Raw genomic sequence first — 26,201 nt, 5'->3', positions numbered from 1 at the left:
TTAAACTTTGAACTTAAAAAAGATTATCACGATAGTTGCCGTAGCCGTTATTTCAGTTTTAATGATTTACGGATTTATTTTAATTAGCAGAATTTTCAGCGCCAATACAAAATTTGAAGAAAAAGAACTTTACGTATATGTTCCTACAGATGCTACCTATACAGATGTTAAAAAAATATTAGAACCTTATATTAAGAATTTCGACAATTTTGAAATGGTAGCCAGTAAACGCAGCTATCCTGAAAATGTAAAATCAGGTCGTTTTTTATTGAAAAAAGACATGAACAATATTGATTTAGTTCGTGCAATGCGTTCTAATGTTCCGGTTAAACTGGCTTTTAATAATCAGGAACGCTTAGAGAATTTTGCCGGAAGAATAGGTTCTCAAATAGAAGCTGATAGTTTATCACTTTTGAAAGCAATTAAAGATTCTACTTTCTTAAAAGAAAATGGTTTTAATGAAGAGAATGTTTTTGCCATGTTTATTCCGAATACTTATGAAGTGTACTGGAATACTTCTGCAGTGAAATTCCGTGATAAAATGATTAAGGAATGCCACAATTTTTGGACAGCTGAAAGAATCGAAAAAGCTAAAAAACAAGGTTTAACACCAGTTCAGGCAACAATTTTAGCTTCTATTGTACATAAAGAATCCGTTAAAAAAGATGAAAGACCTCGTATCGCCGGGGTTTATTTAAACAGATTACGTTTAGAAATGCCCTTGCAAGCAGATCCAACTGTGATTTACGCTTTGAAATTACGTGACAATAATTTCGATCAGGTTATTAAAAGAGTTTTTTATAATGATTTAATTATGAGATCCCCTTATAATACTTATGTAAATATCGGACTCCCTCCGGGACCAATTGCAATGCCTGATATTACGGCTGTTGAAGCGGTTTTAAATCCTGAAAAACATGATTATATTTATTTCTGTGCCAGTATAGATCGTTTTGGTTATCATGAATTTGCGTCAAGTTATGAACAGCACACAATTAATGCAAAAAAATATTCAGACTGGATTGCCGGTCAGGGAGTAACAAGATAGTTTTGAATTTTAAATTTTCCCTTTTATTATCGGTTTTATTTCTGAGTTTTCAATTAATCGAAGCACAGAATAAAACTGAGAATTTTTTAAAGCCTTCAGATACTTTAAATAAAAAAAGACAAAATACAGTTATTATAACTGAGGCTGCTCTGGCCTCAGTTACTTTAATTGGTTTGAATCAGATTTGGTATGCCGATTATCCAAAATCTAATTTTCATTTTATAAATGATAATGACGAATGGCTCCAAATGGATAAAATTGGGCATCTTTATTCGGCTTATCATTTAGGAAGATTTGGTGCTGAAGCCCTGAACTGGAGTGGTGCGAGTAAAAAAAATCAATTAATTTACGGTGCAGGTGTAGGGTTCGCCTTTCTTACTGCTGTTGAAGTTTTAGATGGATATTCTGCAGAATGGGGTGCATCTTCTGGTGATTTAATTGCTAATGCAGCCGGAACTGCTTTATATGTTTCTCAGGAATTACTTTGGAATGAACAGCGAATTACACCTAAATTTTCCTTTCATACTACTCATTACGCAAAACAAAATCCTGATAAATTAGGAAGTTCTCTAAATGAACAGATTTTAAAAGATTATAATGGGCAGACTTATTGGCTATCTGTAAACCTGCATTCTTTTGCTAAGGAAACAAAAATTCCGAAGTGGTTAAATCTTGCTTTTGGATATGGAGGCGATGGAATGTTATCCGGAAATAATAAAACAGAAATTCTTGATTTTGGTCGAAATCCAGAAAATTTTCGTCAGATTTATCTTTCTTTTGATGTCGATTTAGCTAAAATTAACACAAAATCACATTTTTTGAAAACTATTTTTTCCGTTTTTAATACAATTAAAATTCCGGCTCCAACGCTTGAATATACCGCCAATAAAGGGCTTAAAGGGTATTTGATTTATTTTTAAAAACCATAAATACTTGATTATCAGTATTGTTTTGAATTTATTACCTTTGCGTCGTAGAAATTTCAAAAAGGTGACAGCGTTTTGAAGAAAAACAATTTATGATAAAGAAATGGTATTTTTATGCGGGTTTAGTCGTTATTATTACATTTTTAAGTTTGGGTTTTAAACCCTTTAATCGGGAGACCAAGTCCTGGTTTTTAACAGAAAAAACAGATGGATCAGAATACATTTTTCCATCACAAGAAGAGGATGATTATCCTGCCTTACACAAGTTAAATGTTCCATTTACAGGAAATCGTTTTATTGGTTTCAAAGAAGCAGTAGCTTTTAAAGAATCTCAGGGAAAATACCGAAAAGTAAATTCTATCGGATACATGGGAAAATACCAATTCGGATCTAAAACTTTAAGATCTGTCGGTGTTAACAATCAAAAAGCCTTTTTAAAAAATCCGGCTTTACAGGAAAAAGCTTTTATTGCGTTATTATCTAAAAATAAATGGATTTTACGTAATGAGATTGAAAAGTATGAAGGGAAAGTTATCAACGGAGTTGAAATTACCGAATCAGGAATTTTAGCAGCAGCACATTTAGGTGGAGCTGGTTCTGTAAAAAACTTTTTTAAAAACAAAGGGAACAGACATTTTAGAGATGCTTATGGAACATCTTTAAGAAGTTACATGAAAGCCTTTGGCGGTTATGATCTTTCTTATATTGAAGCAGACAGTAATGCTACAATTAACGATTAAGAATTAAATGCATAAAAAATCCCGATATGATTTCGGGATTTTTTATGCATTTAATTCTCTTTAATCAATTAGTATTTCTAAGATTTTGATTGCTGCTTCACTAATTTTTGTACCAGGCCCAAAAACGGCAATTGCTCCGGAATCAAATAAAAACTGATAATCTTGAGCCGGAATTACACCTCCAACAATAACCATAATGTCTTCACGACCATGCTTTTTTAGTTCTTCGATGACTTGCGGAACTAATGTTTTGTGACCTGCGGCTAATGAAGAAATACCTAAGATATGTACATCATTTTCAACAGCTTGTTTGGCAGCTTCAACCGGAGTTTGAAACAGTGGGCCGATATCCACATCAAAACCTACATCAGCGTAACCTGTTGCTACTACTTTTGCGCCCCTGTCATGCCCGTCTTGTCCCATTTTGGCAATCATGATTCTTGGTCGTCTTCCTTCTTGTTTTGCAAAAACGTCAGCTAGCTGCTTTGCTTTTTCAAAATTCTCGTCGTTTTTAATTGCTGCACTATACACGCCACTAATTGATTTTATTTGTGCTTTGAACCTTCCAAAAACACTTTCGAGAGCATCACTGATTTCGCCTAAAGTTGCTCTGTTTCTCGCAGCTTCAAGAGCTATTTCCAGTAAATTTCCCTGACCGGTTTTAGCACAATGAATTAATTTTTCGAGTGATTGGTTTACTTTTTCAGTATTTCTGGTTGTTTTTATTGTTGAAAGACGATCAATTTGCTGTTTGCGAACCATTTGGTTGTCTATATCTAAAATGTGCAAAGGGTCTTCTTTTTCTAATCTAAATTTATTTACACCTACGATAATATCTTGTCCGCTGTCTATTCTTGCTTGTTTTTTTGCAGCAGCTTCCTCAATTCTAAGTTTTGGAATTCCGGTTTCAATGGCTTTCGTCATTCCGCCCAATTCTTCTACTTCTTCAATAAGTTTCCAGGTTTTCTCTACCATTTCATTGGTAAGGCTTTCGATATAATAACTTCCTGCCCATGGATCGACCGTTTTGGTTATTTTGGTTTCTTCCTGTAAAAAAATCTGAGTGTTACGCGCGATTCTTGCAGAAAAGTCTGTTGGTAAGGCAATTGCTTCATCCAGCGCATTGGTGTGTAATGATTGTGTTCCTCCAAAGACAGCTGCGGAAGCTTCGATACAAGTTCGTGTCACATTATTAAAAGGATCCTGCTCTGTTAAACTCCAGCCGCTTGTCTGGCAGTGTGTTCTTAAAATTAATGATTTATCGCTTTTTGGATTAAATTGTTTTACCAATTTTGCCCAAATCATTCTTCCGGCCCTCATTTTGGCAATCTCCATAAAATGATTCATGCCAATAGCCCAGAAAAATGAAAGTCTTGGAGCGAATTCATCAATGGTCATTCCTGTCGATAATCCGGTTCGGATGTACTCTAAACCATCTGCCAGCGTATAAGCCAGTTCGATATGAGCGGTGGCACCCGCTTCCTGCATGTGATACCCTGAAATTGAGATAGAATTGAATTTTGGCATTTTTTTGCTGGTAAATTCAAAAATATCAGCAATAATTTTCATCGAAGGGGTTGGCGGATATATGTAGGTATTACGAACCATAAACTCCTTTAAAATATCATTTTGTATGGTTCCTGAAAGTTTTTCGGTTGTAACTCCCTGTTCTTCTGCAGCAACGATATAAAAAGCCATGATGGGTAAAACAGCGCCATTCATAGTCATGGATACCGACATTTCATCCAATGGAATCTGATCAAAAAGGATTTTCATGTCTTCAACAGAATCAATGGCAACTCCCGCTTTTCCTACATCTCCCACAACTCTTTCATGATCTGAGTCGTAGCCCCGATGTGTTGGTAAATCAAAAGCAATGGATAATCCTTTTTGTCCGGCGGCTAAATTTCGTCTGTAAAAAGCATTACTTTCTTCGGCAGTTGAAAATCCCGCATATTGACGAATGGTCCACGGTTTTCTAACATACATAGTTGCGTAAGGACCTCTCAAGTTTGGTGCAAAACCTGCCCCAAAATCTAAAAAATCCAATTCTTCAATATCTTTTTCAGAATAGTTTTTTTTGATTTCGATTCCTTCTGCTGTGGTAAATTTTTGAGTTATAGGTTCAGGGTTATGCGTCAGTTCGTCTAACGTTTCATTTTTAACTTCTAACTTTATGTGTTTAAGGTCTTTTCTCAATTGTTAAGGCATTTAAAAATGATTCAATTCACTATTCCTTGATGTGTGAAAAATGGATTTTATTACGATGCAATTTTCGTAAATCGAATAATGTATGGCGTATGGAAAAGTTTTGAAAAATATGATTCTTATATTGTCATATTTTATTTGAAATAAAAATGGATCTGTCTTGATGATAGCTAAGCTTTTTTTAAAGGAATCATTAAATCTGATTGCTAATTTTGGGTGTATGTTTCGATACCATAACAATGATTTTTTATAATCTATTTTAGCTTCTTCAAGGATTACTATTTTATAATTCATTTTCAATTTCTTTTAAAAAATCGTCAATGTCAGTAACATTATTAGGGTTTTTTAAATAGTTCTCAGTTCTTTCCCTAACCTGATCAATTTGCCATTGAGGGATTTTGTATTCGTCATTTTGAACAGGTAAAATAATTACTTCTACTTCATTTGCAGTGAAATCATCAGGTAAAATAACAGTTACAGAATGGTTTTTTACTGAGATTATTCGTCTTATTGCTTCCATAATTATTTAGTTTTTATCAAATATAACTGTTTCAAATTAGTCTTACTCAAATTCTAAACGTTCTTGTTCCAGTTTTTCGGCTAATCTTTTTTCTATAATTGGAGTAATTAATGTTTTTCTAGGCTTTATTTTTACAAAAGGAAACAATTCTAAATCGTGTTTCATTTTGTCTTCCGGGTTTGGATATTTATTCGTGCCTAATAAAACTTCTTTTTGAGTATCAAATAATTCCTGTTCTTTATTGGCACTTTCCTGAATTTTCTTTTTGATGGTTCCATCATTCAAAAGTTTTAAAAAACCTCCATTGGCTTCAATATCTTTAAATAAAGCAAGACTTTTTTCGGCTAGTTGAATGGTTAAACTTTCAATATAATAACTTCCATCAGCAGGATTATCCACTTTGTCAAAATAACTTTCATGTTTTAAAATCAATAATTGATTTCTTGCAATCCGGTCGCCAAATTCATTGTCTTTATGGTACAGGGAATCGTAAGGTAAATTGGCAACAGCATCAGCACCTCCTAAAATTGCCGACATACATTCTGTAGTCGTACGAAGCATGTTAACATTGTAATCGTATAGGGTTTTATTGCGTTTGGTTGGTGTAACCAATAAATGACATTCTAAATCGGGATTGTATTCGGCTGCAATTAAGTTGAAAAGCATTCGCAAGGCACGAAGTTTTGCAATTTCAAAGAAATAATTTGTTCCTACAGCTACCTGAAATACAATTGGTTTTGTCAAGTCCGAAAAGCGATTCAGATACTCGTTTGCATGTGTCAGACTGTATGCAATTTGCTGGGTTATATTAGCTCCGGCATTTTGGTACAATCCTAAATCAACGCTTAGTAAACCAAGATTAGTAGTTGCTTTTGAAATTTTTTCGAGTGTTTCAAAATTATTTTTATCAGATGTTGCAAACCAGTTTCCTTCTCTGGCTAAATGGCCAATTGGGTCTAAATTGCAATAAAAAACAGCTTTTTTTTGAATTGAAATAGTATTCAGTTTTTTTACGAAATCGATTGAAATAAAATTCAAATTAAAGTAAACGATTCGGTTTTCTAAAGGAAGATTTTCTAATAATTTTTGAATATCAGTTTTTTCGTTTTCAATCGTAAAACGTAAACTTTCAGCTCCTCTTTCAAGTGTATCTATAGCTTTTTGAATCGATTTATCTACATCGTAAACAAATATGTTTTGACAGATTTTAAAATTGGAAACCTGTGTTTTTACAGAAGCAGTGTTGAAATCTTCATCATAATGGTAAAATGGTTTTACCTGAATATCTTCGGGAGAATTCCAGATTACGGTTTTGTTGTAATCGGCTCCATCCAATTCAAACTGAATTTTTTGTTTCCATTGTTTGGATGAAATCGGACTAAAATCGTCGAATAGGGTAGTAGCCATTGGATGTTTTTCTAATTATTCTTTTCCTGAATTGTATCTCCTTCAAATTTGATAATGTATATGTCTTCGCTGTCTTTTTTCATGAAGTACTTTTCGCGGGCATATTTTTCTATTTGTTCAGGATTTTTAAGTTGTTTGATCTGTTCCTGATCTTTCTTTATTTCTTCCTGATAATAGGTTTTATTGTCTTCCAGTTCGTTAATCTGATTGTTTAAAAAACGGTGGTCGAAATACGAATAATTATCTAAAAATAGCATCCATACTATAAAAAACAGCAAAACCCAAACATATTTATTGCTTAGGAATTTGAACCAGGATTTATTTTTGTACGGATTTTTCATTTCAGTTTTATTTTTTAGCCCCGATGGATCCGGTATCCTTTTTATGACTTTTTCTGCCATAAAAAGATAAAGGCTAGAGCGGGACACGAGCGAAGCGAACTGGCAAAGCAAACAGCTCCTTATTTTTGGAATAAATTTACAATAAAAATTATGAAATTCTCTGATTAATTACGGCGCGCACTACATCTATTGCTACGGTATTGTATTTGTCGTTTGGAATTATAATGTCGGCAAATGCTTTTGATGGTTCTATAAATTGCTCATGCATAGGTTTTAAGGTGTTTTGATAACGTGTCAAAACCTCATCAATATCACGTCCGCGTTCTGAAATATCACGTTTTAGACGGCGAACTAATCTTTCGTCAGAATCGGCGTGAACGTAAATTTTAATATCAAAAAGCTCTCGTAATTCGGGATTTGTTAAAATCAGGATGCCTTCAACAATCATTACTTTTCGGGGATGTGTTGAAACAGTGTCATCAGTCCTGTTGTGTTGAATAAAAGAATATACCGGCTGATCAATCGTTTCGCCTGCTTTTAAAGCTTTAAGATGTTTTTCTAATAATTCAAAATCAATAGATCTTGGATGATCAAAATTAATCAGGGCTCTTTCATCAAACGACAAATTGTGGGTTTCTTTGTAATATGAATCCTGAGAAATTACACCTACTTCTGTATCTGGTAATTCGTTCATGATTTGGTGTACTACCGTTGTTTTTCCACTTCCTGTTCCTCCTGCAATTCCAATAATGAGCATAATTTGATGTTATAAATTTGTTTAGCAAAAATAATAATTTAACTGAATAGCGAAACATTTAATATAATTTAACCATATAAGTAATATAAGTAAATTTAAGCTGGAAAATGTTTAAACAAAATGTTACTTCACTGAATTTATATTGCTTATATGGTAAAAAACATAAAAAATCCCGAAAGTAAACCTTCGGGATTTCGTGCAATCAGTATAGATTTGATAAAATATTCTGAATTTAGTAAGCACTTGTAATTATTTATTCTTTTTTGCTTTTATCATCATTTCAAGCTGGTCCCATAGTTCTTCAGGGATTGCTTCCAGTAAATTGAATTGTCCTGCACCTTTTAGCCATTCGCCTCCATCAATTGTAATAACGTCTCCGTTTACATAAGCTGAAAAATCAGATACTAAATAAGCTGCTAAATTGGCCAGTTCCTGATGATCGCCAACACGTTTCAATGGCACTTTTTTGGCCATGTCAAATTTCTCTGCCAAATCTCCCGGTAACAATCTGTCCCAGGCACCTTTAGTTGGGAAAGGTCCCGGAGCAATCGCATTAGAACGGATCCCGTATTTTGCCCATTCTACAGCCAAACTTCTGGTCATAGCCAAAACTCCTGCTTTTGCCGTAGCACTCGGTACTACATAAGCCGATCCTGTCCAGGCATAAGTTGTTACGATATTTAAAATCGTAGCCGATGTTTGTTTGGAATCAATCCAGTGTTTTCCAAAAGCAAGTGTACAGTTTTTGGATCCTTTAAGTACAATATCTATAACAGTGTCAAATGCATTTGCTGATAAACGTTCAGTTGGAGAAATGAAATTTCCGGCTGCATTGTTCAAAAGAACATCTACTTTTCCAAAAGTTTTTAAAACTTCCTGAAGCATGTTTTCAACCTCTTCATAATGACGAACATCGCATTGAAGCGGTAAACACTTTCCACCGGTTTCAGTTTCCAGTTCTGCTGCAGTCGTTTTAAGCTTTTCTAAATCTCTTGAAGTAATCGCTACCTGAGCTCCTAATTCTAAAAAATATTTGGTCATCGCTTTTCCTAAACCGCTTCCACCGCCTGTAACCACAATGACTTTACCTTTTAAAGCATCGTCACGTAACATTTTATCTGTATAGCTCATACTTTTTATTTTTACAAAATTAATTAATTTAAATAGGATGCATGCATAATAATGTTATAAATTTTTGAAAAACTTTATATTACGCATATTTTTTTTGCTGCTGACTCGAGTGTGAAGTTGTCTTTGGCGAAACAAAAACGTATTAATTTTTGATCTTTATGGTCAGAATAGAAGGTTGAAATTGGAATGGCAGCAACACCATGATCTGTGATTAGTTTTTTACAAAAAGTAATATCATCATCATTGGAAATTGAAGCATAGGAAGCAACCTGAAAATAAGTGCCTTCACAGGGTTTTAATTCAAACCGGCTGTTTTGAAGGAGTTTTTGAAAATAATCTCTTTTTTCCTGATAGAATTTTCCAAGTAAATTAACATCGACAACATCTAAATATTCGCTTATGGCAAACTGTGAAATGCTGTTAACGCTAAAAACCAAAAACTGATGGACTTTTTTGATTTCTTTCATCAGATGTTCAGGAGCAATGGTGTATCCAATTTTCCAGCCTGTAATATGAAATGATTTCCCGAAAGAAGAAACCATTATACAGCGGTCTAAAAGGAAACTTTTGGTATGTGCCGAAATATGTTTTTCTTCGAAAGTAATGTATTCATAAACTTCGTCTGATAAAACTACAATGTCAGGATATTTTTCAAGAAGATTTTGTAGCTGAACAAAATCCGATTCGGTTAGAATTTTTCCTGTTGGATTATGCGGATTGTTGATGATCATCATGCTGCTTTTTGCAGAACAGGCTTTTTCTATTGTTTCCCAATTTGGAGTGTAATCATCATTTAGTGCCACCCGCACTGGTTTGGCTTTGCAAAGTAAAACCGGAGATTCATAAGAATCATAACTTGGATCCAGAATAATAACTTCATCGTTTTCTTTAACTAAGGCTAGAATCGTAGTAAAAATTCCCTGAGTCGCACCGGCTGTAATTAAAAGTTCTGTTTCAGGATTTATAATTCTGTTATAGGAACTCAGAACTAATTTTGCAATCTTATTCATTAATGGCGGATAACCAGCCATTGGTGTATATTGATGTACATTTTCTTTTGCTAATCGCGCTACAATATCCGTCAGTATTTCATCAACAGGGGAATTTGGAAATCCCTGCGAAAGATTAATTGCATTATATTCGGCAGCCATTTTAGACATTACCGTAAAGATGCTAGTAGTTACGTTTGGGAGTTTACTCATAATTAGATTAAAGAAAAAGGCGATAATTATAGTCTTATTTTGGTAAATAAAATACAAGTGAATATAAAGTTCTAACTTCTTTGTTATTTTGTTTTCCAGGTTTCCATTTAGGAGACAATTTTAAAACACGTAAAAGTTCATCTCCTGTACCAAAACCAATGTCGTAGACAATTTTTATATCATTTAAAGTTCCATCCTTTTCAATAATAAAAGTGGCAAATATCTTTCCTTGTAGAGATGGTTGCTTGTTTGGTTTTTTATATTTTTTACTAATAAATTGATGAAACTTAAATGTTCCTCCAGGAAAACTCGGCAGAATTTCTAGTCCGGCAGTATTATAGATATGATTTTCATCAAGAATAATTTCTTCCTCTTTGTAATTTTTTAAGTTGTCTCTTAAATCATCCGGGGACTTCTTAACTTCTTTGTGTTGAGAAGATATATTTTGTGCAAAACAAATTAAAATCAGGATTAAAAACTTTTTCATGACAACGAGATTTATAAGTAAACTTACATTTTATGAATAATAAAAATCGTAGGTCTGTTATGTAAATCTACTTTTAATTTTTTCCAATCAGAAATTTTCATCGTTTTAATGAATTCTGTTGGCAACGTAATATCAGTGGCAATACATAAATGCGTTGAAGGATTTACAATTTGTAAAATATCCTCAACTAATTTATTGTTTCTATAGGGAGTTTCAATGAAAATCTGCGATTGGTTTTTATCGTGAGATAATTTCTCAAAATGTCTCAATGCCGATTTTTTCTCGTCTTTATCGATTGGTAAATAACCATTAAAAGTAAAACTTTGACCGTTCATTCCTGAAGCCATCATAGCCAATAAAATAGAAGAAGGGCCAACTAAAGGAATAACCTGAATTCCTTTTTCATGTGCCAGTTTTACAATCACAGCACCTGGATCGGCAACGCCAGGACATCCGGCCTCGCTCATTAATCCCATGTTTTTTCCTTCTAATAAAGGTTTTATGAAATCTAAATGCTCGCTTGGTTCGGTACGTTTGTTTAAGGTAAAAAGAACTAATTCCGATTGTTTTTTCTCTGGTAAAACTGCTTTTATAGATTTTCTGGCTGTTTTGTCATTCTCAACAATATAGTGGTCAATAAGTTCTATTGTTCGTCTTACGGTTTGTGGTAAAACATCCATCGGATCGCTTTCGCCCATTGTGGTTGGAATTAAGTATAGTTTTCCGAGAAGTTTCATTTTATGATATTTTATAAATTAAAACAAAAAATGTATTTCAATTATAATTTAGGCATAATTGAAATACAAATTAGTTATGAATGTTTTTCGATAAGTTTTTGGGCAATAATTTCAGAGACTTCGTCCAGCATTTGATAAACATTATCAAATCCGTTAGCGACTCCGTAATAAGGATCTGGAACATCTACATTTTCGTCTGGGAATAATTCGTTTAGAATAAGACGAACTTTATTTTTATGTTCTGTAGTTTTGGCAAGATGAAGGACGTCGCGTAAATTCGAACTGTCCATAACATAGATGTAATCGAACTCATCAAAATCAGAAGTTTTGAATTGTCTTCCTTTTTGGTTGTCAATACATAAACCATTTTTTTGAGCTACAGCAATTGAACGTTTGTCCGGAGCGTGACCAATGTGCCAGGATCCGGTTCCGGCTGAATCAACTATAAAATTGTCTTTTGGTAATTTGGATGCTAAAATTCCTTCGGCTAAAGGTGACCTGCAAATATTTCCCAAACAAACCATTAAGATTTTTATTGGCATGATGCGCGTTTATAGCGTTAGTTTTTTGTTGATGTCTTCGACAAATTTTTTGAATTGTTTGTCTGTAGAAACTAAGTTGTCAACTGTTTTACAAGCATGTAATACAGTAGCATGATCGCGATCTCCAATTTGTGAGCCTATGTTTGCCAAAGAAGCTTTTGTGAATTTTTTAGCAAAAAACATGGCCAATTGTCTCGCCTGAACCACATGTCTTTTTCTGGTTTTTGATTGAAGGGTTTCAATATCCAACTGAAAATAATCAGACACAATTTTTTGAATATAATCGATAGAAATTTCTCTCTTTACATTTTTAACAAATTTCTCTACAACGCTTTTTGCTAACTCGATTGTTACTTCTTTTTTATTGAAAGAAGACTGAGCGATTAATGAAATAATTGCGCCTTCAAGTTCACGAACATTAGATTTAATGTTACGGGCAACATATTCAATAATATCTTCCGGCATTTCAACACCATCACGGTACAAAATGTTTTTTAAGATAGAAATTCTGGTTTCATAATCCGGTTGGTGTAATTCGGCAGATAATCCCCATTTAAAACGAGATAATAAACGCTGCTCGATATCCTGCATGTCAACAGGTGCTTTATCCGAAGTTAGGATTACCTGTTTTCCGTTTTGGTGCAGATAATTGAAAATATGGAAGAAAACGTCCTGAGTTCCTGATTTTCCGGATAAAAACTGAACGTCATCAATGATTAAAACATCGATTAACTGGTAAAAGTGAATGAAATCATTACGATTATTCTTTTTTACAGAATCGATATATTGCTGTGTGAAAATTTCGGCAGAAATATATAGAACCGTTTTTTCAGGATATTTATCTTTTACTTCAACACCAATAGCGTGTGCTAAGTGTGTTTTTCCTAAACCAACTCCTCCAAAAATCAATAACGGATTAAAGGATGTTCCTCCTGGTTTGTTGGCAACGGCCATACCGGCAGAACGGGCTAAACGGTTTGAATCTCCTTCTAAGAAATTGTCAAAACTGTAGTTTGCATTTAACTGCGATTCAATTTTTAGGTTTCTAATTCCGGGAATTACAAACGGATTTTTAAGTTCAGGATTTAAGTTTTTAAACGGAGCATCAACCTCTTGCGGTTTCATTGGTACTCTGTTGGCACTTGGCAGCTGCTCGGTAAACGGCTGTTTGTTGCCATAAGTGTTCTCCATTTTAATTTTATAGAGTAACTTTGCGTTTTTTCCCAGTTCTTTGGTAAGCGCAACTTTCAATAGTTTTACGTAATGCTCTTCGAGCCATTCGTAGAAAAATTTACTTGGTACTTGAATATATAATGCGTTATCGGTTAGCTCAACTGATTTGATTGGTTCAAACCAAGTTTTGTATGCTTGATCTTGAATATTGTCTTTTATAAAGGACAAACAGTTTTCCCATACCGATTGAGCAGTTTTAGTCATAGATTCAAATAAATTTTTTTATTATTGATAAAGATTCTCCTAATAAAAGGGAGCAATTTTATTCCGTATTTCGGGATAACAAATATGTGAACAAATTTCTGTAAAAAAAAATATTTTGATGTCTAATTTTATAAAAAAATATTGTAAGGCAACTTAACTTATCTAATCTTTAAACAATGAAAAATCATCAAACGCAAGTGCGTGTTCGTTACTCTGAAACAGACCAAATGGGAGTTGTATATCATGGAAATTATGTGCCTTATTTTGAAATAGGACGCGTGGAATGGCTTAGAAATAAAGGGATTTCGTATAAAAGCATGGAGGAAAGCGGAATTGGGTTGCCAATAGTTTCAATGCAGATAAATTATAAAAAATCGGCGCGTTATGATGACCTTTTAACAATTCATACCACTTTCAAAAGTCAGTCTTCTGTCAAGATCGAATTTGACTGTGCGATCTATAATGAAGCGAATGAGTTATTAACAACAGCGGTGTTTATTTTAGTATTTATTTCGTTAAAATCAGGTCGTCCAACAGCCCCTCCGGATTATATTTTAGAATTATTTAAAACACTGATATAATTGTTAAAATGAGGTGTGTTTTTATATCAAATTATATAATTTTGATATCGATTTCAAACATTAAATCAAAAATGTCGAATACTGATTCGGCATTTTTTTTTCGTGTTTTGGTCATTATTTTGCCAATTGGTAGTCCGGAATCTTCGTTGATTTCCATTTCCTGAGAAGTTATTTTCAGCTTTTTTTCCTTAATTACCCGCATCACTTTGTTCATGTTTTTATAATCAAAAGAGATTAAAAAATGTACGTCGATCGTTTTTTCGACAATTTGGCAAACTTCAAGTGTCATTTGAGCGGTAGTTTTATAAGCAGCTATTAATCCGCCTACACCTAATTTTATTCCGCCAAAAATTCGAACTACGACAACAAGAATATCGGTTAATCCAAAAGATTGTATTTGTCCGTAAATTGGTACTCCGGCGGTATTGCTGGGTTCTCCGTCATCATTTGCTCTATAGGAAATTTTTGGGGCAGTACCTAATTGATAAGCATAGCAATAATGAACCGCATGCGGATGCTGTTTTTTTAAGTTTTCGATGATTGGTTTTACTTCGTCTTCATTTTCTATCGGGAAAGCATAGCCAAAGAACTTGCTGCCTTTTTCTTTAAAAAGGATTTCTTCTGATTCAAAAGTAATGGTTTGATACGTATCTGGATATTCCAAAGTAAAATTCTTAATTATGCTTACTATTTTTTTGTCATTCCCTGTAGTTTGGAATAAAAAGATTACATCGATTTTTGTTTCTTCTTTTTTAAATTTAGGGTTGCGCTTTTTCTCCCGCAGATTCTGCAGATATTATAAATGAGTTCTAAAACAAATCTGATTGATCTGCAGCATCTGCGAGAAACAAAAAAACATTTTAATCTATAAATCTGTGGCAAAAATAATAAAGTGACTACAATATTTTTTTATCAAATAAATCGACAACATCTTCCTGTCCAACTTGTAGGTTCCAGACATGAAAGCCCAAAGAAGCTGCTGAATCGGTGTTTTCTTTTTTGTCATCTACAAACAATGTTCGTTTTGGGGACAGTTCATGCTTGTTGATTAAGTATTGAAAAGCATTAGCGTTTGGTTTTCGCATTCCGATTTCAAATGAAAAATAAACTTTTTCAAAGCATTGGTAAAAATCGCTGTAAAATGAAATCCCGCTTTTATTTTCGAAAGTTTCAATATGAATTGAATCAGTATTGCTTAATAAAAATAAACGGTATTTTTTAGAAAGCATTTGAAGAAATTCTAATCGATAAAGTGGGAAATCTGCCAAAATAGCATTCCATGCTTCCAGAATTTCTTCTGTTGAAGCGTTTGGAAGTTCTTTTTGAAAACCGCTTATAAAATCTTCATGCGAAATATCTCCGGTCTCGAATAAAAGATTCAGTCGGTCAAATTCGGCATTCCATTCCGTCATGCCTAATTTTTGTAATCCTGAAATGGTGGCTTGTTTGTCTAAATTGATAAAAATATCGCCAAAGTCAAAAATTATAGTATCAATCATGATTTCTAACGTATATTAATTCGTCGTTTTGAATGTAGGTTTTGCTTGCGTTTTTCTTTTGAATAACCGGGGCTTTTGTTCCTTTGTTAAAAGTGGTTTTTCCTGTAAAAATACGGGCTTCATCCCAAATATTCTGGTCAATGAAAGTTTGTAAAGTTTTTGAACCGCCTTCTATAATAATCGACTGAATTTGATTTTGATACAAAACAGTCAAAATTTGCGGTATAGTATTTTGATTAAAATTAATTACTTCAAAGGTAGTGTTTTCTGCTGAAAGGTTTGTTTCAGATTTGGTAAAAACAATGGTTTTGATACTGTTATCAAAAATAAAGCTGTCTTTTGGGATTCGGTTGTTTTGGTCTAAAACTACTCTTACCGGATTATTTCCTGACCAGTCCCTGATGTTTAATTTAGGGTTATCATCAATTACGGTTTGAGTTCCCACTAAAATTGCCTGCTCTTCGCTTCTCCATTTATGAACCAGTTGTCTGGAATATTGATTGGTAATCCAGATTGGCTGGCGTTTTTGATCTGTTTGTTTTTCAGGAGCCAGAAAACCGTTCTGTGTTTCGGCCCATTTTAATATAATATAAGGTCGTTTTTTTTGATGAAAAGTAAAAAAACGTTTATTGAGTTCGTTGCATTCTTTTTCAAGTACTCCAACGGTAACATTTGCTCCGGCAGCTATCAGTTTTTTAATGCCGTTTCCTGCGACTTTTTCGTTGGGATCTACAGTTCCTACCACTACATTCGGTATTTCGTTTGTAATAATCAAATCACAGCAAGGCGGTGTTTTTCCAAAATGGCTGCAGGGTTCTAAACTGACATAAATAGTAGCTTTTTTAAGTAGCGATTTGTCTTTTACAGAACGGACAGCATTGACTTCAGCGTGAGGTTCTCCGGCTTTTTTGTGCCATCCTTCACCAATAATACTGCCTTCGTAAACAATCACACTTCCTACCATCGGATTTGGATACGTAGTTCCGAAGCCGTTTTGGGCTAGTTCAATGCAGCGTCTTATGTATTTCTCATGTATATTCACAGTGCAAAAGTAGTCATTTTTTGAGTTTTCAGTCGAATGTTAACACCGTAGTTAAGGAACAATACGAAAAGTATGTTTATTTTTGTGAATATAGAATGAATGCAGAAATGAAAAATTGGATCATCAGAGAAATTAAAAAAGAAGACAATCAGGCAGTTGCTCAATTAATACGATCGGTTTTTGATGAAATGGAGATTCCGAAAACAGGAACAGCTTACGAAGATCCATATTTAGATTTAATGTTTGAAGAATATAATAAGCCAAAATCGGTTTATTTTGTGGTTGATAATGAAGGTGAGATTGTTGGCTGTTGCGGAATTGCGCCTTTAGAAAATGGTGATCCAAAGATTTGCGAATTGCAGAAAATGTATTTTTTGCCTGAAACCAGAGGTTTAGGAATTGGTACTGAAATGATGGATAAATGTTTGGAGCAGGCAAGAAGTTTTGGCTTCGAAAAATGTTATATCGAAACAATGCCTTTTATGCATGCTGCTCAAAAATTATATAAAAAGGCAGGATTTGAGTATTTAGATGCTCCTATGGGCTCTACCGGGCACACGTCCTGTCCAGTCTGGATGCTGAAAGAATTGTGAACTTAAATTGTAACAAATTGAATTTTGTAATACTTATTTATAGAATGTGATTGATTAGTTAAAAAATGCCCCAAACAGAAAATGAAAATCAAACAATACAGAACTCAATTTATAAAGGAACTTTCTTCTTTGTATGATGCATACGAAGCAGAGAGTTTTTTTTACTTGATATTAGAAAATAAGCATAAACTTAGGCAAATTGATTTGGCACTGAATCATGAATTGTCATTTACAGATACTGATTTTGAAGTTTGGGATTCTTTGTTGAAAGAATTAAAAAAAGAAGTTCCGATTCAGTATTTACTGGGGAAAACGAATTTTTATGGTTTAGATTTTGAAGTAAATGAAAATGTTTTGATTCCGAGACCTGAAACCGAAGAACTGGTCGAGTGGATTATTAATGAAAATAAGATTACAGATAAGACTAAAAAGCTGAAAATTCTGGATATTGGAACCGGAAGTGGCTGTATTGCAATTTCACTGGCAAAGAATCTTCCAAATGCTGATGTTTATGCTATGGATGTTTCGAAGAAAGCTATTGAAACAGCCAAAAAAAATGCGATTTGTAATAATGTCAAGATAACTTTTATACTTAAGGATGTTTTAGAATTAGAGATTCTGAAATCTAATTTTGATCTTATTGTTTCGAATCCGCCTTATGTTCGCAATTTAGAAAAGCTCGAAATTAAAAAGAATGTTTTGGATTACGAACCGCATTTGGCACTTTTTGTAGATGATAACGATGCGTTGGTTTTTTATAGAAAAATTGCTGCATTGGCTCAAAAAAATCTTTTAGAAAACGGACAATTGTATTTTGAAATCAACCAGTATCTGGGGCAGGAAATGACTGATTTGCTGGAGGCAATGAATTTTGAAAATGTTGAACTTCGAAAAGATATTTATGATAATGACAGAATGATTTCCTGTAGAGTTCTCTGAGAAACAATACCTCTAATTTAGCCCCGATAGAAGAGGAAAAGCTTTTGTGCCGGGGTTCGGCGCAAAAGTTTGTAACGGATAGCGGGACAATTGGTCTTTTGAAATGAGTGAATTCTGCTTCAAATAAAACTATTCATAACGCAGCGCTTCAATCGGATCTAGTTTTGAAGCTTTAATCGCCGGATATAAACCGGAGACAATGGCAACCATAAAGCTTGTTGCGAAGGCTGCGAAAATTGCCATCCATGGAATTACAAAAGGAAATCCCATTGCGGTTGCAAAAGCAAATCCGACTAAGAGGCCTAAAATTATTCCGATTACACCGCCAATTTGTCCAATTAATAAGGTTTCGATGAAGAATTGTGTGGCGACGGTTGTTCTTTTGGCTCCTAATGCCTTTCTAACGCCAATTTCGCGTGTACGTTCTGTAACCGAAACAATCATAATATTCATTAAAGCGATCGAAGATCCTAAAATAGTGATGATGCTTATTATCCAGGATGCGTATCCTAAATATTTAGTGATTCCGAGAATTCTGTTGATCAAATCGTCACTTCGGCCCACTCCAAAATTATTTTCCCGAACAGGGCTTAGTTTTCGGACTCTTCGCATGGTACTTATCGCATTGTCAACCGCTTCGTCCAGAAGTTCCTTTTTTGCAACCATTACACTCATGGTATAATTGATGTTTGGTGCAGTAAATAAAGAACGCGCCACCTGAATAGGAATTAAAACCCGTAAATCCTGACTGTTTCCGAAAGTAGAACCTTTTTCTTTTAAAACACCAATTACCTTAAACCGTGCGCCTCTGATTGAAATAATTTTGTCAATTGGATTGACGTCTTTCAATAAACCTTTTTCAAAATCAGAACCTACAACGCAGGAATAGGTGTTGTTGTCTATGTCAAACTGATTAAAGCTTCTTCCAAAATTAATTTCTAAACCGGAATTGCCTATAAAATGCTCGTCAACGCCAACAATAGTGATTTCCGGATCTGTTTTTTGATCTAAATATTTGACTTCGGCTTTTGAAGTTGCGGTAAACGAAAGTGAAGTTTCTGTAAAAGGGTATTTGTATTTGTTTTTGAAAGCAATTGCTTCAGGGTAAGAAATAATAGGGTTAACGATTTCTCTTTCGTTACCGCCACGATTTTTAACGTTGTTTTCGTATTGGTTGATATTGAAAGTATTGGCTCCCATTGATGCAAAATTGGTCGAAATTTTATTCTCCAGAGCTGTTACAACCGTTAAAATCCCTACTAAAGCGGTGATTCCGATGGCGATAATTAATACAGTAAGAATGGTTCGCAATAATTGTGTTTTGATAGAACCAAAAGCAATTCGGATATTTTCTTTAAATAATTTTAGCATCATGACCTATTTGTCACGAAAATACGGTTTTTGTTACAAGTTTGTTTTCGAACCGCTATTATTTATTTTAAAAAGTAAGATATTTGCAGCCTTAATTAAGTCGAAAGTTGGAAAGTCATAAAGTCATAAAGTCGAAAGTCTAAAAAAATCAACTATCAAAAAGAAAATCTAGAAATAAATTAATTTTAAAGGTTTTAGATTTTAGATTTCTTTGAGATCTAAAATCTAAAATCTAAAATCTAAAATCATAAATAATGGCTTCAAAACCAAGTATACCAAAAGGAACCAGAGATTTTTCGCCAGCCGAAGTGTCAAAACGTCAATATATTATTCAGACCATAAAAGCTAATTTCGAAAAATTTGGTTTTCAGCCAATCGAAACACCTTCGTTTGAAAATTCAGATACCTTGATGGGAAAATATGGAGAAGAAGGCGATCGTTTGATTTTTAAAATATTGAATTCGGGTAATTTTTTCTACAATAAAAGTAAAATTGAATTACCGGAATCAATTGAAGAATTGCAAATCAATTCTGCTGAAAAAATAAGTTTAGAGCAAAGAATAGAGCTGAATAAATTTACAGGAAAAATTTCTGAGAAAGCCTTGCGTTACGATTTGACAGTTCCGTTTGCAAGATACGTTGTACAGCACCAAAGCGAAATTGAATTTCCTTTTAAAAGATACCAAATTCAACCCGTTTGGAGAGCTGATAATCCGCAAAAAGGCCGTTTTAGAGAATTTTTTCAATGTGATGCCGATGTAGTGGGTTCAAAATCCTTATGGCAGGAAGTAGAATTGGTTCAATTATACGATACCGTTTTTACATCTTTGGGTTTAGAAGGTGTTACGATTAAAATCAATAACAGAAAAATTTTATCCGGAATTGCTGAAGTAATCGGTGCTTCGGATAAATTAATTGATTTTACGGTTGCGCTTGATAAATTAGATAAAATTGGAGAAGACGGCGTAAAGAAAGAAATGATCGAAAAAGGTATTGCTGAAGACGCTTTGGTAAAAGTACAGCCACTTTTTAGCTTTTCAGGAACTTTTGCAGATAAAATTAAGCAGCTTTCAGAATTATTAGTTTCTTCTGAAGAAGGAATGAAAGGTGTTGAAGAGCTTAAATTTATATGTGACAATGTTGCCGATTTAGGTCTTTCAACAGCAACGTTAGATTTGGATGTGACTTTGGCTCGTGGTTTAAATTACTATACCGGAGCTATTTTTGAAGTTGCGGCACCCAAAACAGTTGCAATGGGTTCTATTGGCGGTGGCGGAAGATACGACGATTTGACGGGTATTTTTGGTTTGAAAAATATGAGCGGTGTTGGGATCTCTTTTGGATTGGATCGAATTTATTTGGTTTTAGAAGAATTGCAATTGTTTCCGGAAACTGTTGCTGCGACTTCAAAAGCGTTGTTTATTAATTACGGAGATAAAGAAGCTTTATATGCTTCAAAAGCCATTCAGAAATTAAGAAAGGAAAATATAAAAGTTGAATTGTATCCTGATAATGTAAAAGTGGGAAAACAGTTTCAATATGCAGACAAACGTTTGATTCCGTTTGCGGTAATTGCTGGAGATCAGGAAATTGCTTCGAATTGTTATGCGCTTAAAAATTTAGTGACAGGAGAACAAATTACCGTTGATTTTGAAGGATTGAAAAAGGCTTTGTTAGCATAATTTGATGTTAAAGTTTTTTGCCACAGATTATACAGATTTAAAAGGTTTTTTTGTTTCACGTAGATTAGGCAGATTTTAGCAGATTTAATTAGATTTTTATATAAAATAATCTGCTAAAATCTGCCTAAATCTTTTTTAAAATCTGCGTGAAATAAAATTTTTTAGTGATAAGCGAATTGATTTTGAGGAATTGAAAAAACTTTATTAAGTTAACTGTTTGGAATGGAGGTTTTTGTCTCAGATTGCTAATGTTTAAAGGATTTTCTTTTCAAATCTCTGGATAAAATAGTTGGTAGAGAAGAAAAAAAACTTTTAATTTGCCGACCTTAAGTTACGGGCGTAGTTCAAGGGTAGAATAGCGGTCTCCAAAACCGTTGATGGGGGTTCGAATCCCTCCGCCCGTGCAAAAAAACATAAAAAAAAGCTTCGTCAATTAGGCGAAGCTTTTTTTAATATAAGGTAAACTTGAATTAATAATTTATATAAGCCGAGGCTAACCCTTAAATTCAAACTTTGATAGGTAATACTGATTTGGTTTACAGGCTCAAATATATAACAAACGAAAACGTAATAGTCTTAAAATTATACTAAATTTTTCTTTAAGAAATTTTAAGTTATAAGTTCATTGTGTAATAAAAGTGACAATTTGACATTTTGAAAAGATTTGGCAGTACTTTTGCAATCCAACAGAAAGAAATTGAAAATGAAGTTTAAGAATATTTTTAAAAATACAAATAATATGACTACTGAAAATACAGAATTCGATCAGGAATTAGATGATGTAACGTTAGAAAACAATGCAAACGGAGAGCAGTTAATTGTTGAAGAATTAAGTGTTGAAGAGCAATTGGCTCAAGACTTGGCAAAAGAAAAAGATAAGTTTTTGAGATTATTTGCCGAATTTGAAAATTATAAAAAAAGAACTTCAAAAGAGCGTATGGATTTGTTTAAAACAGCAAACCAGGAAGTTTTGTTAGCCATGCTTCCTGTTCTGGATGATTTTGACAGAGCGAATGTAGAAATCAACAAATCTGATGATGAAAATTTGAAAAAAGGAGTTGAGTTGATTCATGAGAAACTAAAAAGCACTTTAGTTTCAAAAGGTTTAGAGCAGGTTGAAGTAAGAGCAGGTGATGCTTTTAATGCTGACTTTGCTGAAGCAATTACCCAAATTCCGGCTCCGTCTGATGAATTAAAAGGAAAAATTGTTGATGTTATTGAAAAAGGATACAAATTAGGAGATAAAATTATTCGTTTTCCTAAAGTAGTTATCGGAAACTAAAAAAATGCAAATAAGATTCTGAAAATCAGTTTTTTTTTAAAATTGAAATTTGGAATTTATGATTTGGAATTTAACCTAAATTATGAAAAAAGATTTTTACGAAATATTAGGCATTTCAAAAGGTGCTGATGCTGCCGAAATTAAAAAAGCTTATCGAAAAAGTGCACTAAAATATCACCCGGATAAAAATCCAGGTGACAAAGAGGCAGAAGAAAACTTTAAACTTGCGGCAGAAGCTTATGAAGTTTTAAGCGATCCACAGAAAAAAGCAAAATACGATCAGTATGGACACCAGGCATTTGATGGTTCCGGCGGATTTGGCGGTGGTCATGGCGGTATGAATATGGATGACATTTTCAGTCAGTTTGGTGATATTTTTGGTGGTGGATTTGGCGGTTTCGGCGGAGGCGGAGGCGGTCCTCGTCGTGCTAAAGGAAGCAATCTTCGAATTAAAGTGAAATTGACTTTAGAAGAAATTGCAAATGGAGTTGAGAAAAAAGTAAAAGTAAAACGTAAAGTTCAGGCAAAAGGTGTAACGTATAAAACTTGTTCTACTTGTAATGGTCAGGGACAGGTAATGCGTGTAACCAATACCATTTTAGGAAGAATGCAATCTGCATCTACTTGTCCTGCATGTGGAGGTTCCGGTCAAATTTTAGATAGAAAACCTTCTGAGGCAGATGCTCAGGGAATGGTAGTAGAAGACGAAACAGTATCGATAAAAATTCCTGCCGGAGTTGTAGACGGAATGCAGTTGAAGGTTTCTAACAAAGGGAATGATGCTCCGGGAAATAGTATTCCTGGTGATTTAATTGTTGCCATTGAAGAATTAGAACATGAATTTTTGAAGCGTGAAGGCGAAAATATTCATTTTGATTTATATATCAGTTTTCCTGAAGCAGTTTTAGGAGTTTCTAAAGATATTGAAGCCATCAACGGAAAAGTTCGTATTAAACTGGAAGAAGGAATTCAGTCAGGAAAAATACTAAGATTAAAAGGAAAAGGTATTCCTAGTATAAACGGTTATGGAAACGGAGATTTATTAGTTCATGTAAACGTTTGGACTCCTAAAACATTAAACAAAGAGCAAAAGCAATTCTTTGAGAATGCTTTAAATGATGAACATTTTGTTCCAAGTCCTGAAAAATCAGAGAAATCATTTTTTGAAAAAGTAAAAGATATGTTTTCGTAATCTAAGCTTTTTAGAAATGTTTAAATAAATATAAAACCCATTCTAACATAAAATTAGAATGGGTTTTTTGCATAATACGACGAAGATTAGCTTCTAATTATTTACTTTTACAGTCGCTTACGCCAGAATGGTAAAAGCAAAGCAGAAAATCTTAAGAACAGCATGAGCAACTTACTCGAAGTGCATAAAGTCGTAAAACAATATGGCGATTATGTAGCGCTTAACGAAGTTTCATTGAATGTACCAAAAGGCAGCATTTATGGACTATTAGGCCCAAATGGAGCCGGAAAAACTTCTCTTATCCGAATCATCAATCAAATTACACTTCCGGACACTGGAGAAGTAATTTTAGATGGCGAAAAGTTACAGCCAAAACATGTGCAGACCATCGGTTATTTGCCAGAAGAAAGAGGTTTGTACACTTCTATGAAAGTGGGTGAACAATGCCTGTACCTGGCGCAAATGAAAGGGCTTTCTAAAGCTGAAGCCAAAGCACAGTTAGAATATTGGTTTGAGCGTTTGGGAATTCAGGGTTGGTGGAACAAAAAAATTCAGGAACTTTCAAAGGGAATGGCACAAAAAATTCAGTTTGTAGTTTGTGTGTTGCATAAACCCAAATTATTGATTTTTGACGAGCCTTTTTCCGGTTTTGATCCGGTGAATGCGAATATTATCAAAGATGAAATTTTGGCACTGAAAGAACAAGGAGCTACCATTATATTTTCGACACACCGAATGGAAAGTGTAGAAGAACTGTGCGATCATATTGCTCTAATTCATAAATCGAATAAATTGATAGAAGGAAAGGTCAGCGATGTGAAACGTCAGTTTAAAACCAACAGTTTTGAGGTTGGAATCCTGACAAACAACGTTGAAGGCCTGATGTATGATATAACACAAAAATTTACGGTTTCGACGGCAAATTTTAAATCCTTAAACGATGATTTGAAATTAGAAATCCAAATTGGAAATGCAACGCCAAACGAATTATTGCATATATTGACACAGCGTGGACAAGTAACTCATTTCGTAGAAAAGATTCCGAGTGTAAATGATATTTTTATTCAGACAGTTACAGAAAACACAAAATTAAATTCCAATAATTAAATTCCAATAATTAAATTCCAAATTTGAAATGAGAGTTGGAATTTGGGATTTAAAATTTGAAAATTAAAAATATTTTATGAGCATCATTTTGTTGATTATAAAAAGAGAATTTATTGCCAAAGTCCGCAATAAATCTTTTGTTGTCATGACTTTTTTGAGTCCGCTTTTGTTTGTGGCAATTGCCGGATTTATTGGTTATTTGAGTTCGATGAAAGCAGATACCAAACGCATTGCCATTCATGATGAAACTGGTTTATTTGCTGTCGATTTTTTAAGAGAAAATAAAAAAGGAGCTGAATTTAAATACTATAATTTATCTGAAATTGGTGTAAATGCTTTAAAGGACAGTATTACAAAAGAAAATTTCAGCGGATTAATTGTGATTCCAAAAACAAATAAGCTTAAAGATTTAGAAGGTAAAATTGAATTTATTTCGAATAGCAGTCCAAGTATTTCTTTTATAGAAAACACACAGGATATCATTGGAACAAAAATTACAAAACTAAATCTGGAAGAAGCTAAATTGGATACTCTGGCAATTCAAAAAGCACAGTCAAATGTCAATATTCATTTGGTTAAAGCTTCGGGAGAGGAAAGTATAAAAGGTTTAAATGAGATCAAAATTGGAATTGGAGGCGCATTTGGTTACTTAATTATGATGTTTATTATCATTTACGGAAACATGGTAATGCGTAGTGTCATTGAAGAAAAAACAAACCGTATCATCGAAATTATTATTTCATCAGTAAAACCATTTCAGTTAATGATTGGTAAAATTGTTGGAACGTCGCTTGCAGGAATTCTGCAATTTATGATTTGGGCAATAATTGGTTTGGGATTGATGTTTGCGGCGTCGGCATTTTTTGGAGTAAATGTTGGTCCAACGGCTAGAATTTCTCCTGAGTTAATGCAATCTGCACAACACGAGCTTTCAGGTTCAGCACAAATGTATATAGCTGAATTATGGAATCTGCCAATCGCCAGTATTATAATTGGTTTTGTAATTTATTTTATTGGAGGATACTTTTTATACAGTTCATTTTATGCCGCAATTGGTGCTGCAGTTGATAACCAAACTGATTCGCAGCAATTTCTTTTGCCAATTATAATGCCGCTGATTTTAAGCGTTTATATAGGTTTTTTTACTGTTGTGAATGATCCGCACGGGACTATTGCGGTGGTGTTTTCAATGATTCCGCTTACATCGCCGATAGTAATGTTAATGCGTATTCCGTTTGGTGTGCCTTGGTGGCAAATTGCAATTTCGGTATCATTATTGTTTGCTACATTTTTCTTTGTAGTTTGGTTTGCTGCAAAAATTTACCGCGTAGGTATTTTAATGTACGGAAAAAAACCAACTTGGAAGGAATTGTATAAGTGGCTTAAATATTAATTTTTTTTAAGCTGCTAAGTGGCTAAGATTTTAAGAT

27 protein-coding genes and 1 tRNA gene are annotated in these 26,201 nt (G+C 33.8%); 12 read left to right on the top strand and 16 right to left on the bottom strand.

The genetic code is table 11. The features are described from left to right. Positions 1-7: 7 nt before the first annotated feature. The 3 genes from mltG to FLV_RS16380 all read left to right on the top strand — a co-directional run bounded on the left by mltG (position 8) and on the right by FLV_RS16380 (position 2,714). The gene (mltG, locus tag FLV_RS16390) at positions 8-1,048 is read left to right on the top strand and encodes an endolytic transglycosylase MltG (protein WP_243235297.1); all 1,041 of its coding nucleotides are present in this window, start codon (positions 8-10) and stop codon (positions 1,046-1,048) included. A 2-nt stretch (positions 1,049-1,050) separates the two neighbouring features. Then, positions 1,051-1,968, top strand: a complete 918-nt coding sequence (locus tag FLV_RS16385; RefSeq protein WP_243235296.1) for a DUF2279 domain-containing protein — start codon at positions 1,051-1,053, stop codon at positions 1,966-1,968. 98 nt (positions 1,969-2,066) lie between these two features. Further along, positions 2,067-2,714: a peptidoglycan-binding protein LysM gene (locus FLV_RS16380; RefSeq protein ID WP_243235295.1), complete on the top strand. Its 648-nt coding sequence runs from the start codon at positions 2,067-2,069 to the stop codon at positions 2,712-2,714. A gap of 60 nt (positions 2,715-2,774) precedes the next feature. Here the strand turns inward: FLV_RS16380 and scpA are convergent, their stop codons facing one another. From scpA to dnaA, 12 genes are all read right to left on the bottom strand, one after another. Continuing rightward, complete coding sequence (scpA, locus tag FLV_RS16375; protein ID WP_262916465.1) at positions 2,775-4,913, bottom strand: methylmalonyl-CoA mutase; 2,139 nt, start codon at positions 4,911-4,913, stop codon at positions 2,775-2,777. A 12-nt stretch (positions 4,914-4,925) separates the two neighbouring features. Next, complete coding sequence (locus tag FLV_RS16370; RefSeq protein ID WP_243235294.1) at positions 4,926-5,216, bottom strand: type II toxin-antitoxin system RelE/ParE family toxin; 291 nt, start codon at positions 5,214-5,216, stop codon at positions 4,926-4,928. Further along, the gene (locus FLV_RS16365) at positions 5,206-5,442 is read right to left on the bottom strand and encodes a hypothetical protein (protein WP_243235293.1); all 237 of its coding nucleotides are present in this window, start codon (positions 5,440-5,442) and stop codon (positions 5,206-5,208) included. The genes FLV_RS16370 and FLV_RS16365 overlap by 11 nt, the downstream gene beginning before the upstream one ends. Positions 5,443-5,484: 42 nt before the next feature. Beyond that, positions 5,485-6,849, bottom strand: a complete 1,365-nt coding sequence (locus tag FLV_RS16360; RefSeq protein ID WP_243235292.1) for a methylmalonyl-CoA mutase subunit beta — start codon at positions 6,847-6,849, stop codon at positions 5,485-5,487. Between the two features lie 11 nt (positions 6,850-6,860). Further along, positions 6,861-7,190, bottom strand: a complete 330-nt coding sequence (locus FLV_RS16355; RefSeq protein WP_243235291.1) for an FtsB family cell division protein — start codon at positions 7,188-7,190, stop codon at positions 6,861-6,863. A 148-nt stretch (positions 7,191-7,338) separates the two neighbouring features. Next, positions 7,339-7,947, bottom strand: coding sequence for a uridine kinase (gene udk / locus FLV_RS16350; RefSeq protein ID WP_110344667.1), 609 nt, complete (start codon positions 7,945-7,947; stop codon positions 7,339-7,341). Positions 7,948-8,196: 249 nt separating this feature from the next. After that, on the bottom strand, positions 8,197-9,078 hold the full coding sequence (locus FLV_RS16345; RefSeq protein WP_243235290.1) for an SDR family oxidoreductase: 882 nt from the start codon (positions 9,076-9,078) through the stop codon (positions 8,197-8,199). Between the two features lie 74 nt (positions 9,079-9,152). Further along, positions 9,153-10,280: a methionine aminotransferase gene (locus tag FLV_RS16340; protein WP_243235289.1), complete on the bottom strand. Its 1,128-nt coding sequence runs from the start codon at positions 10,278-10,280 to the stop codon at positions 9,153-9,155. 34 nt (positions 10,281-10,314) lie between these two features. Further along, positions 10,315-10,767 (bottom strand): energy transducer TonB, encoded by a 453-nt coding sequence (locus tag FLV_RS16335; RefSeq protein WP_243235288.1) that lies wholly within the window; start codon positions 10,765-10,767, stop codon positions 10,315-10,317. Positions 10,768-10,790: 23 nt separating this feature from the next. Then, positions 10,791-11,504 carry an SAM-dependent methyltransferase gene (locus FLV_RS16330; RefSeq protein WP_243235287.1) on the bottom strand — a complete coding sequence of 238 codons (714 nt, stop codon included), beginning with the start codon at positions 11,502-11,504 and terminating at the stop codon, positions 10,791-10,793. 74 nt (positions 11,505-11,578) lie between these two features. Next, positions 11,579-12,046: a low molecular weight protein-tyrosine-phosphatase gene (locus FLV_RS16325; protein WP_243235286.1), complete on the bottom strand. Its 468-nt coding sequence runs from the start codon at positions 12,044-12,046 to the stop codon at positions 11,579-11,581. A 9-nt stretch (positions 12,047-12,055) separates the two neighbouring features. After that, positions 12,056-13,483 (bottom strand): chromosomal replication initiator protein DnaA, encoded by a 1,428-nt coding sequence (gene dnaA, locus FLV_RS16320; protein WP_041517015.1) that lies wholly within the window; start codon positions 13,481-13,483, stop codon positions 12,056-12,058. 176 nt (positions 13,484-13,659) lie between these two features. On the opposite strand from dnaA, the gene FLV_RS16315 reads away from it, so the two are divergent. After that, positions 13,660-14,064: an acyl-CoA thioesterase gene (locus tag FLV_RS16315; RefSeq protein ID WP_243235285.1), complete on the top strand. Its 405-nt coding sequence runs from the start codon at positions 13,660-13,662 to the stop codon at positions 14,062-14,064. A 31-nt stretch (positions 14,065-14,095) separates the two neighbouring features. On the opposite strand, the gene FLV_RS16310 is transcribed toward FLV_RS16315, so the two are convergent. From FLV_RS16310 to ribD, 3 genes are all read right to left on the bottom strand, one after another. After that, positions 14,096-14,728, bottom strand: coding sequence for an IMPACT family protein (locus FLV_RS16310; RefSeq protein ID WP_243235284.1), 633 nt, complete (start codon positions 14,726-14,728; stop codon positions 14,096-14,098). Between the two features lie 232 nt (positions 14,729-14,960). After that, positions 14,961-15,563 carry an HAD family hydrolase gene (locus tag FLV_RS16305; RefSeq protein WP_243235283.1) on the bottom strand — a complete coding sequence of 201 codons (603 nt, stop codon included), beginning with the start codon at positions 15,561-15,563 and terminating at the stop codon, positions 14,961-14,963. After that, entirely contained in the window at positions 15,556-16,605 is a 1,050-nt protein-coding gene (ribD, locus tag FLV_RS16300) for a bifunctional diaminohydroxyphosphoribosylaminopyrimidine deaminase/5-amino-6-(5-phosphoribosylamino)uracil reductase RibD (RefSeq protein ID WP_243235282.1), read from the bottom strand. The genes FLV_RS16305 and ribD overlap by 8 nt, the downstream gene beginning before the upstream one ends. 107 nt (positions 16,606-16,712) lie before the next feature. On the opposite strand from ribD, the gene FLV_RS16295 reads away from it, so the two are divergent. Together FLV_RS16295 and prmC are read left to right on the top strand one after the other, a co-directional pair. Next, positions 16,713-17,198, top strand: a complete 486-nt coding sequence (locus FLV_RS16295) for a GNAT family N-acetyltransferase (RefSeq protein WP_243235281.1) — start codon at positions 16,713-16,715, stop codon at positions 17,196-17,198. An 81-nt stretch (positions 17,199-17,279) separates the two neighbouring features. Then, positions 17,280-18,137, top strand: coding sequence for a peptide chain release factor N(5)-glutamine methyltransferase (prmC, locus tag FLV_RS16290; RefSeq protein ID WP_243235280.1), 858 nt, complete (start codon positions 17,280-17,282; stop codon positions 18,135-18,137). 129 nt (positions 18,138-18,266) lie between these two features. On the opposite strand, the gene FLV_RS16285 is transcribed toward prmC, so the two are convergent. Continuing rightward, the gene (locus FLV_RS16285) at positions 18,267-19,511 is read right to left on the bottom strand and encodes an ABC transporter permease (protein ID WP_243235279.1); all 1,245 of its coding nucleotides are present in this window, start codon (positions 19,509-19,511) and stop codon (positions 18,267-18,269) included. 251 nt (positions 19,512-19,762) lie between these two features. Between FLV_RS16285 and hisS the strand changes: the two genes are divergently transcribed. From hisS to FLV_RS16255, 6 genes are all read left to right on the top strand, one after another. Further along, complete coding sequence (gene hisS, locus FLV_RS16280) at positions 19,763-21,190, top strand: histidine--tRNA ligase (RefSeq protein WP_243235278.1); 1,428 nt, start codon at positions 19,763-19,765, stop codon at positions 21,188-21,190. Between the two features lie 333 nt (positions 21,191-21,523). Beyond that, positions 21,524-21,594: transfer RNA gene (locus tag FLV_RS16275), tRNA-Trp, on the top strand. A 299-nt stretch (positions 21,595-21,893) separates the two neighbouring features. Continuing rightward, entirely contained in the window at positions 21,894-22,472 is a 579-nt protein-coding gene (locus FLV_RS16270) for a nucleotide exchange factor GrpE (protein WP_243235277.1), read from the top strand. Between the two features lie 82 nt (positions 22,473-22,554). Further along, complete coding sequence (gene dnaJ / locus FLV_RS16265; protein ID WP_243235276.1) at positions 22,555-23,664, top strand: molecular chaperone DnaJ; 1,110 nt, start codon at positions 22,555-22,557, stop codon at positions 23,662-23,664. Positions 23,665-23,826: 162 nt separating this feature from the next. After that, positions 23,827-24,771: an ABC transporter ATP-binding protein gene (locus FLV_RS16260; protein ID WP_243235275.1), complete on the top strand. Its 945-nt coding sequence runs from the start codon at positions 23,827-23,829 to the stop codon at positions 24,769-24,771. A gap of 76 nt (positions 24,772-24,847) precedes the next feature. Further along, positions 24,848-26,164 carry an ABC transporter permease gene (locus FLV_RS16255; protein WP_243235273.1) on the top strand — a complete coding sequence of 439 codons (1,317 nt, stop codon included), beginning with the start codon at positions 24,848-24,850 and terminating at the stop codon, positions 26,162-26,164. Positions 26,165-26,201 lie beyond the last annotated feature (37 nt).

The organism is Flavobacterium pectinovorum (genome assembly GCF_022802975.1).
Taxonomy (GTDB): Bacteria; Bacteroidota; Bacteroidia; order Flavobacteriales; family Flavobacteriaceae; genus Flavobacterium; species Flavobacterium pectinovorum_B.
This window is presented reverse-complemented; position numbering and strand designations above follow the sequence as displayed.

Coding starts and splice junctions, on each gene's coding strand:
- FLV_RS16365 (WP_243235293.1), bottom strand. CDS start 5,442: ATGGAAGCAATAAGACGAATAATCTCAGTAAAAAACCATTCTGTAACT.
- FLV_RS16255 (WP_243235273.1), top strand. CDS start 24,848: ATGAGCATCATTTTGTTGATTATAAAAAGAGAATTTATTGCCAAAGTC.
- FLV_RS16345 (WP_243235290.1), bottom strand. CDS start 9,078: ATGAGCTATACAGATAAAATGTTACGTGACGATGCTTTAAAAGGTAAA.
- FLV_RS16355 (WP_243235291.1), bottom strand. CDS start 7,190: ATGAAAAATCCGTACAAAAATAAATCCTGGTTCAAATTCCTAAGCAAT.
- FLV_RS16370 (WP_243235294.1), bottom strand. CDS start 5,216: ATGAATTATAAAATAGTAATCCTTGAAGAAGCTAAAATAGATTATAAA.
- FLV_RS16330 (WP_243235287.1), bottom strand. CDS start 11,504: ATGAAACTTCTCGGAAAACTATACTTAATTCCAACCACAATGGGCGAA.
- FLV_RS16285 (WP_243235279.1), bottom strand. CDS start 19,511: ATGATGCTAAAATTATTTAAAGAAAATATCCGAATTGCTTTTGGTTCT.
- hisS (WP_243235278.1), top strand. CDS start 19,763: ATGGCTTCAAAACCAAGTATACCAAAAGGAACCAGAGATTTTTCGCCA.
- prmC (WP_243235280.1), top strand. CDS start 17,280: ATGAAAATCAAACAATACAGAACTCAATTTATAAAGGAACTTTCTTCT.
- FLV_RS16270 (WP_243235277.1), top strand. CDS start 21,894: ATGAAGTTTAAGAATATTTTTAAAAATACAAATAATATGACTACTGAA.
- FLV_RS16335 (WP_243235288.1), bottom strand. CDS start 10,767: ATGAAAAAGTTTTTAATCCTGATTTTAATTTGTTTTGCACAAAATATA.
- udk (WP_110344667.1), bottom strand. CDS start 7,947: ATGCTCATTATTGGAATTGCAGGAGGAACAGGAAGTGGAAAAACAACG.
- FLV_RS16360 (WP_243235292.1), bottom strand. CDS start 6,849: ATGGCTACTACCCTATTCGACGATTTTAGTCCGATTTCATCCAAACAA.
- dnaJ (WP_243235276.1), top strand. CDS start 22,555: ATGAAAAAAGATTTTTACGAAATATTAGGCATTTCAAAAGGTGCTGAT.
- FLV_RS16325 (WP_243235286.1), bottom strand. CDS start 12,046: ATGCCAATAAAAATCTTAATGGTTTGTTTGGGAAATATTTGCAGGTCA.
- FLV_RS16295 (WP_243235281.1), top strand. CDS start 16,713: ATGAAAAATTGGATCATCAGAGAAATTAAAAAAGAAGACAATCAGGCA.
- FLV_RS16380 (WP_243235295.1), top strand. CDS start 2,067: ATGATAAAGAAATGGTATTTTTATGCGGGTTTAGTCGTTATTATTACA.
- FLV_RS16315 (WP_243235285.1), top strand. CDS start 13,660: ATGAAAAATCATCAAACGCAAGTGCGTGTTCGTTACTCTGAAACAGAC.
- FLV_RS16340 (WP_243235289.1), bottom strand. CDS start 10,280: ATGAGTAAACTCCCAAACGTAACTACTAGCATCTTTACGGTAATGTCT.
- dnaA (WP_041517015.1), bottom strand. CDS start 13,483: ATGACTAAAACTGCTCAATCGGTATGGGAAAACTGTTTGTCCTTTATA.
- FLV_RS16260 (WP_243235275.1), top strand. CDS start 23,827: ATGAGCAACTTACTCGAAGTGCATAAAGTCGTAAAACAATATGGCGAT.
- FLV_RS16305 (WP_243235283.1), bottom strand. CDS start 15,563: ATGATTGATACTATAATTTTTGACTTTGGCGATATTTTTATCAATTTA.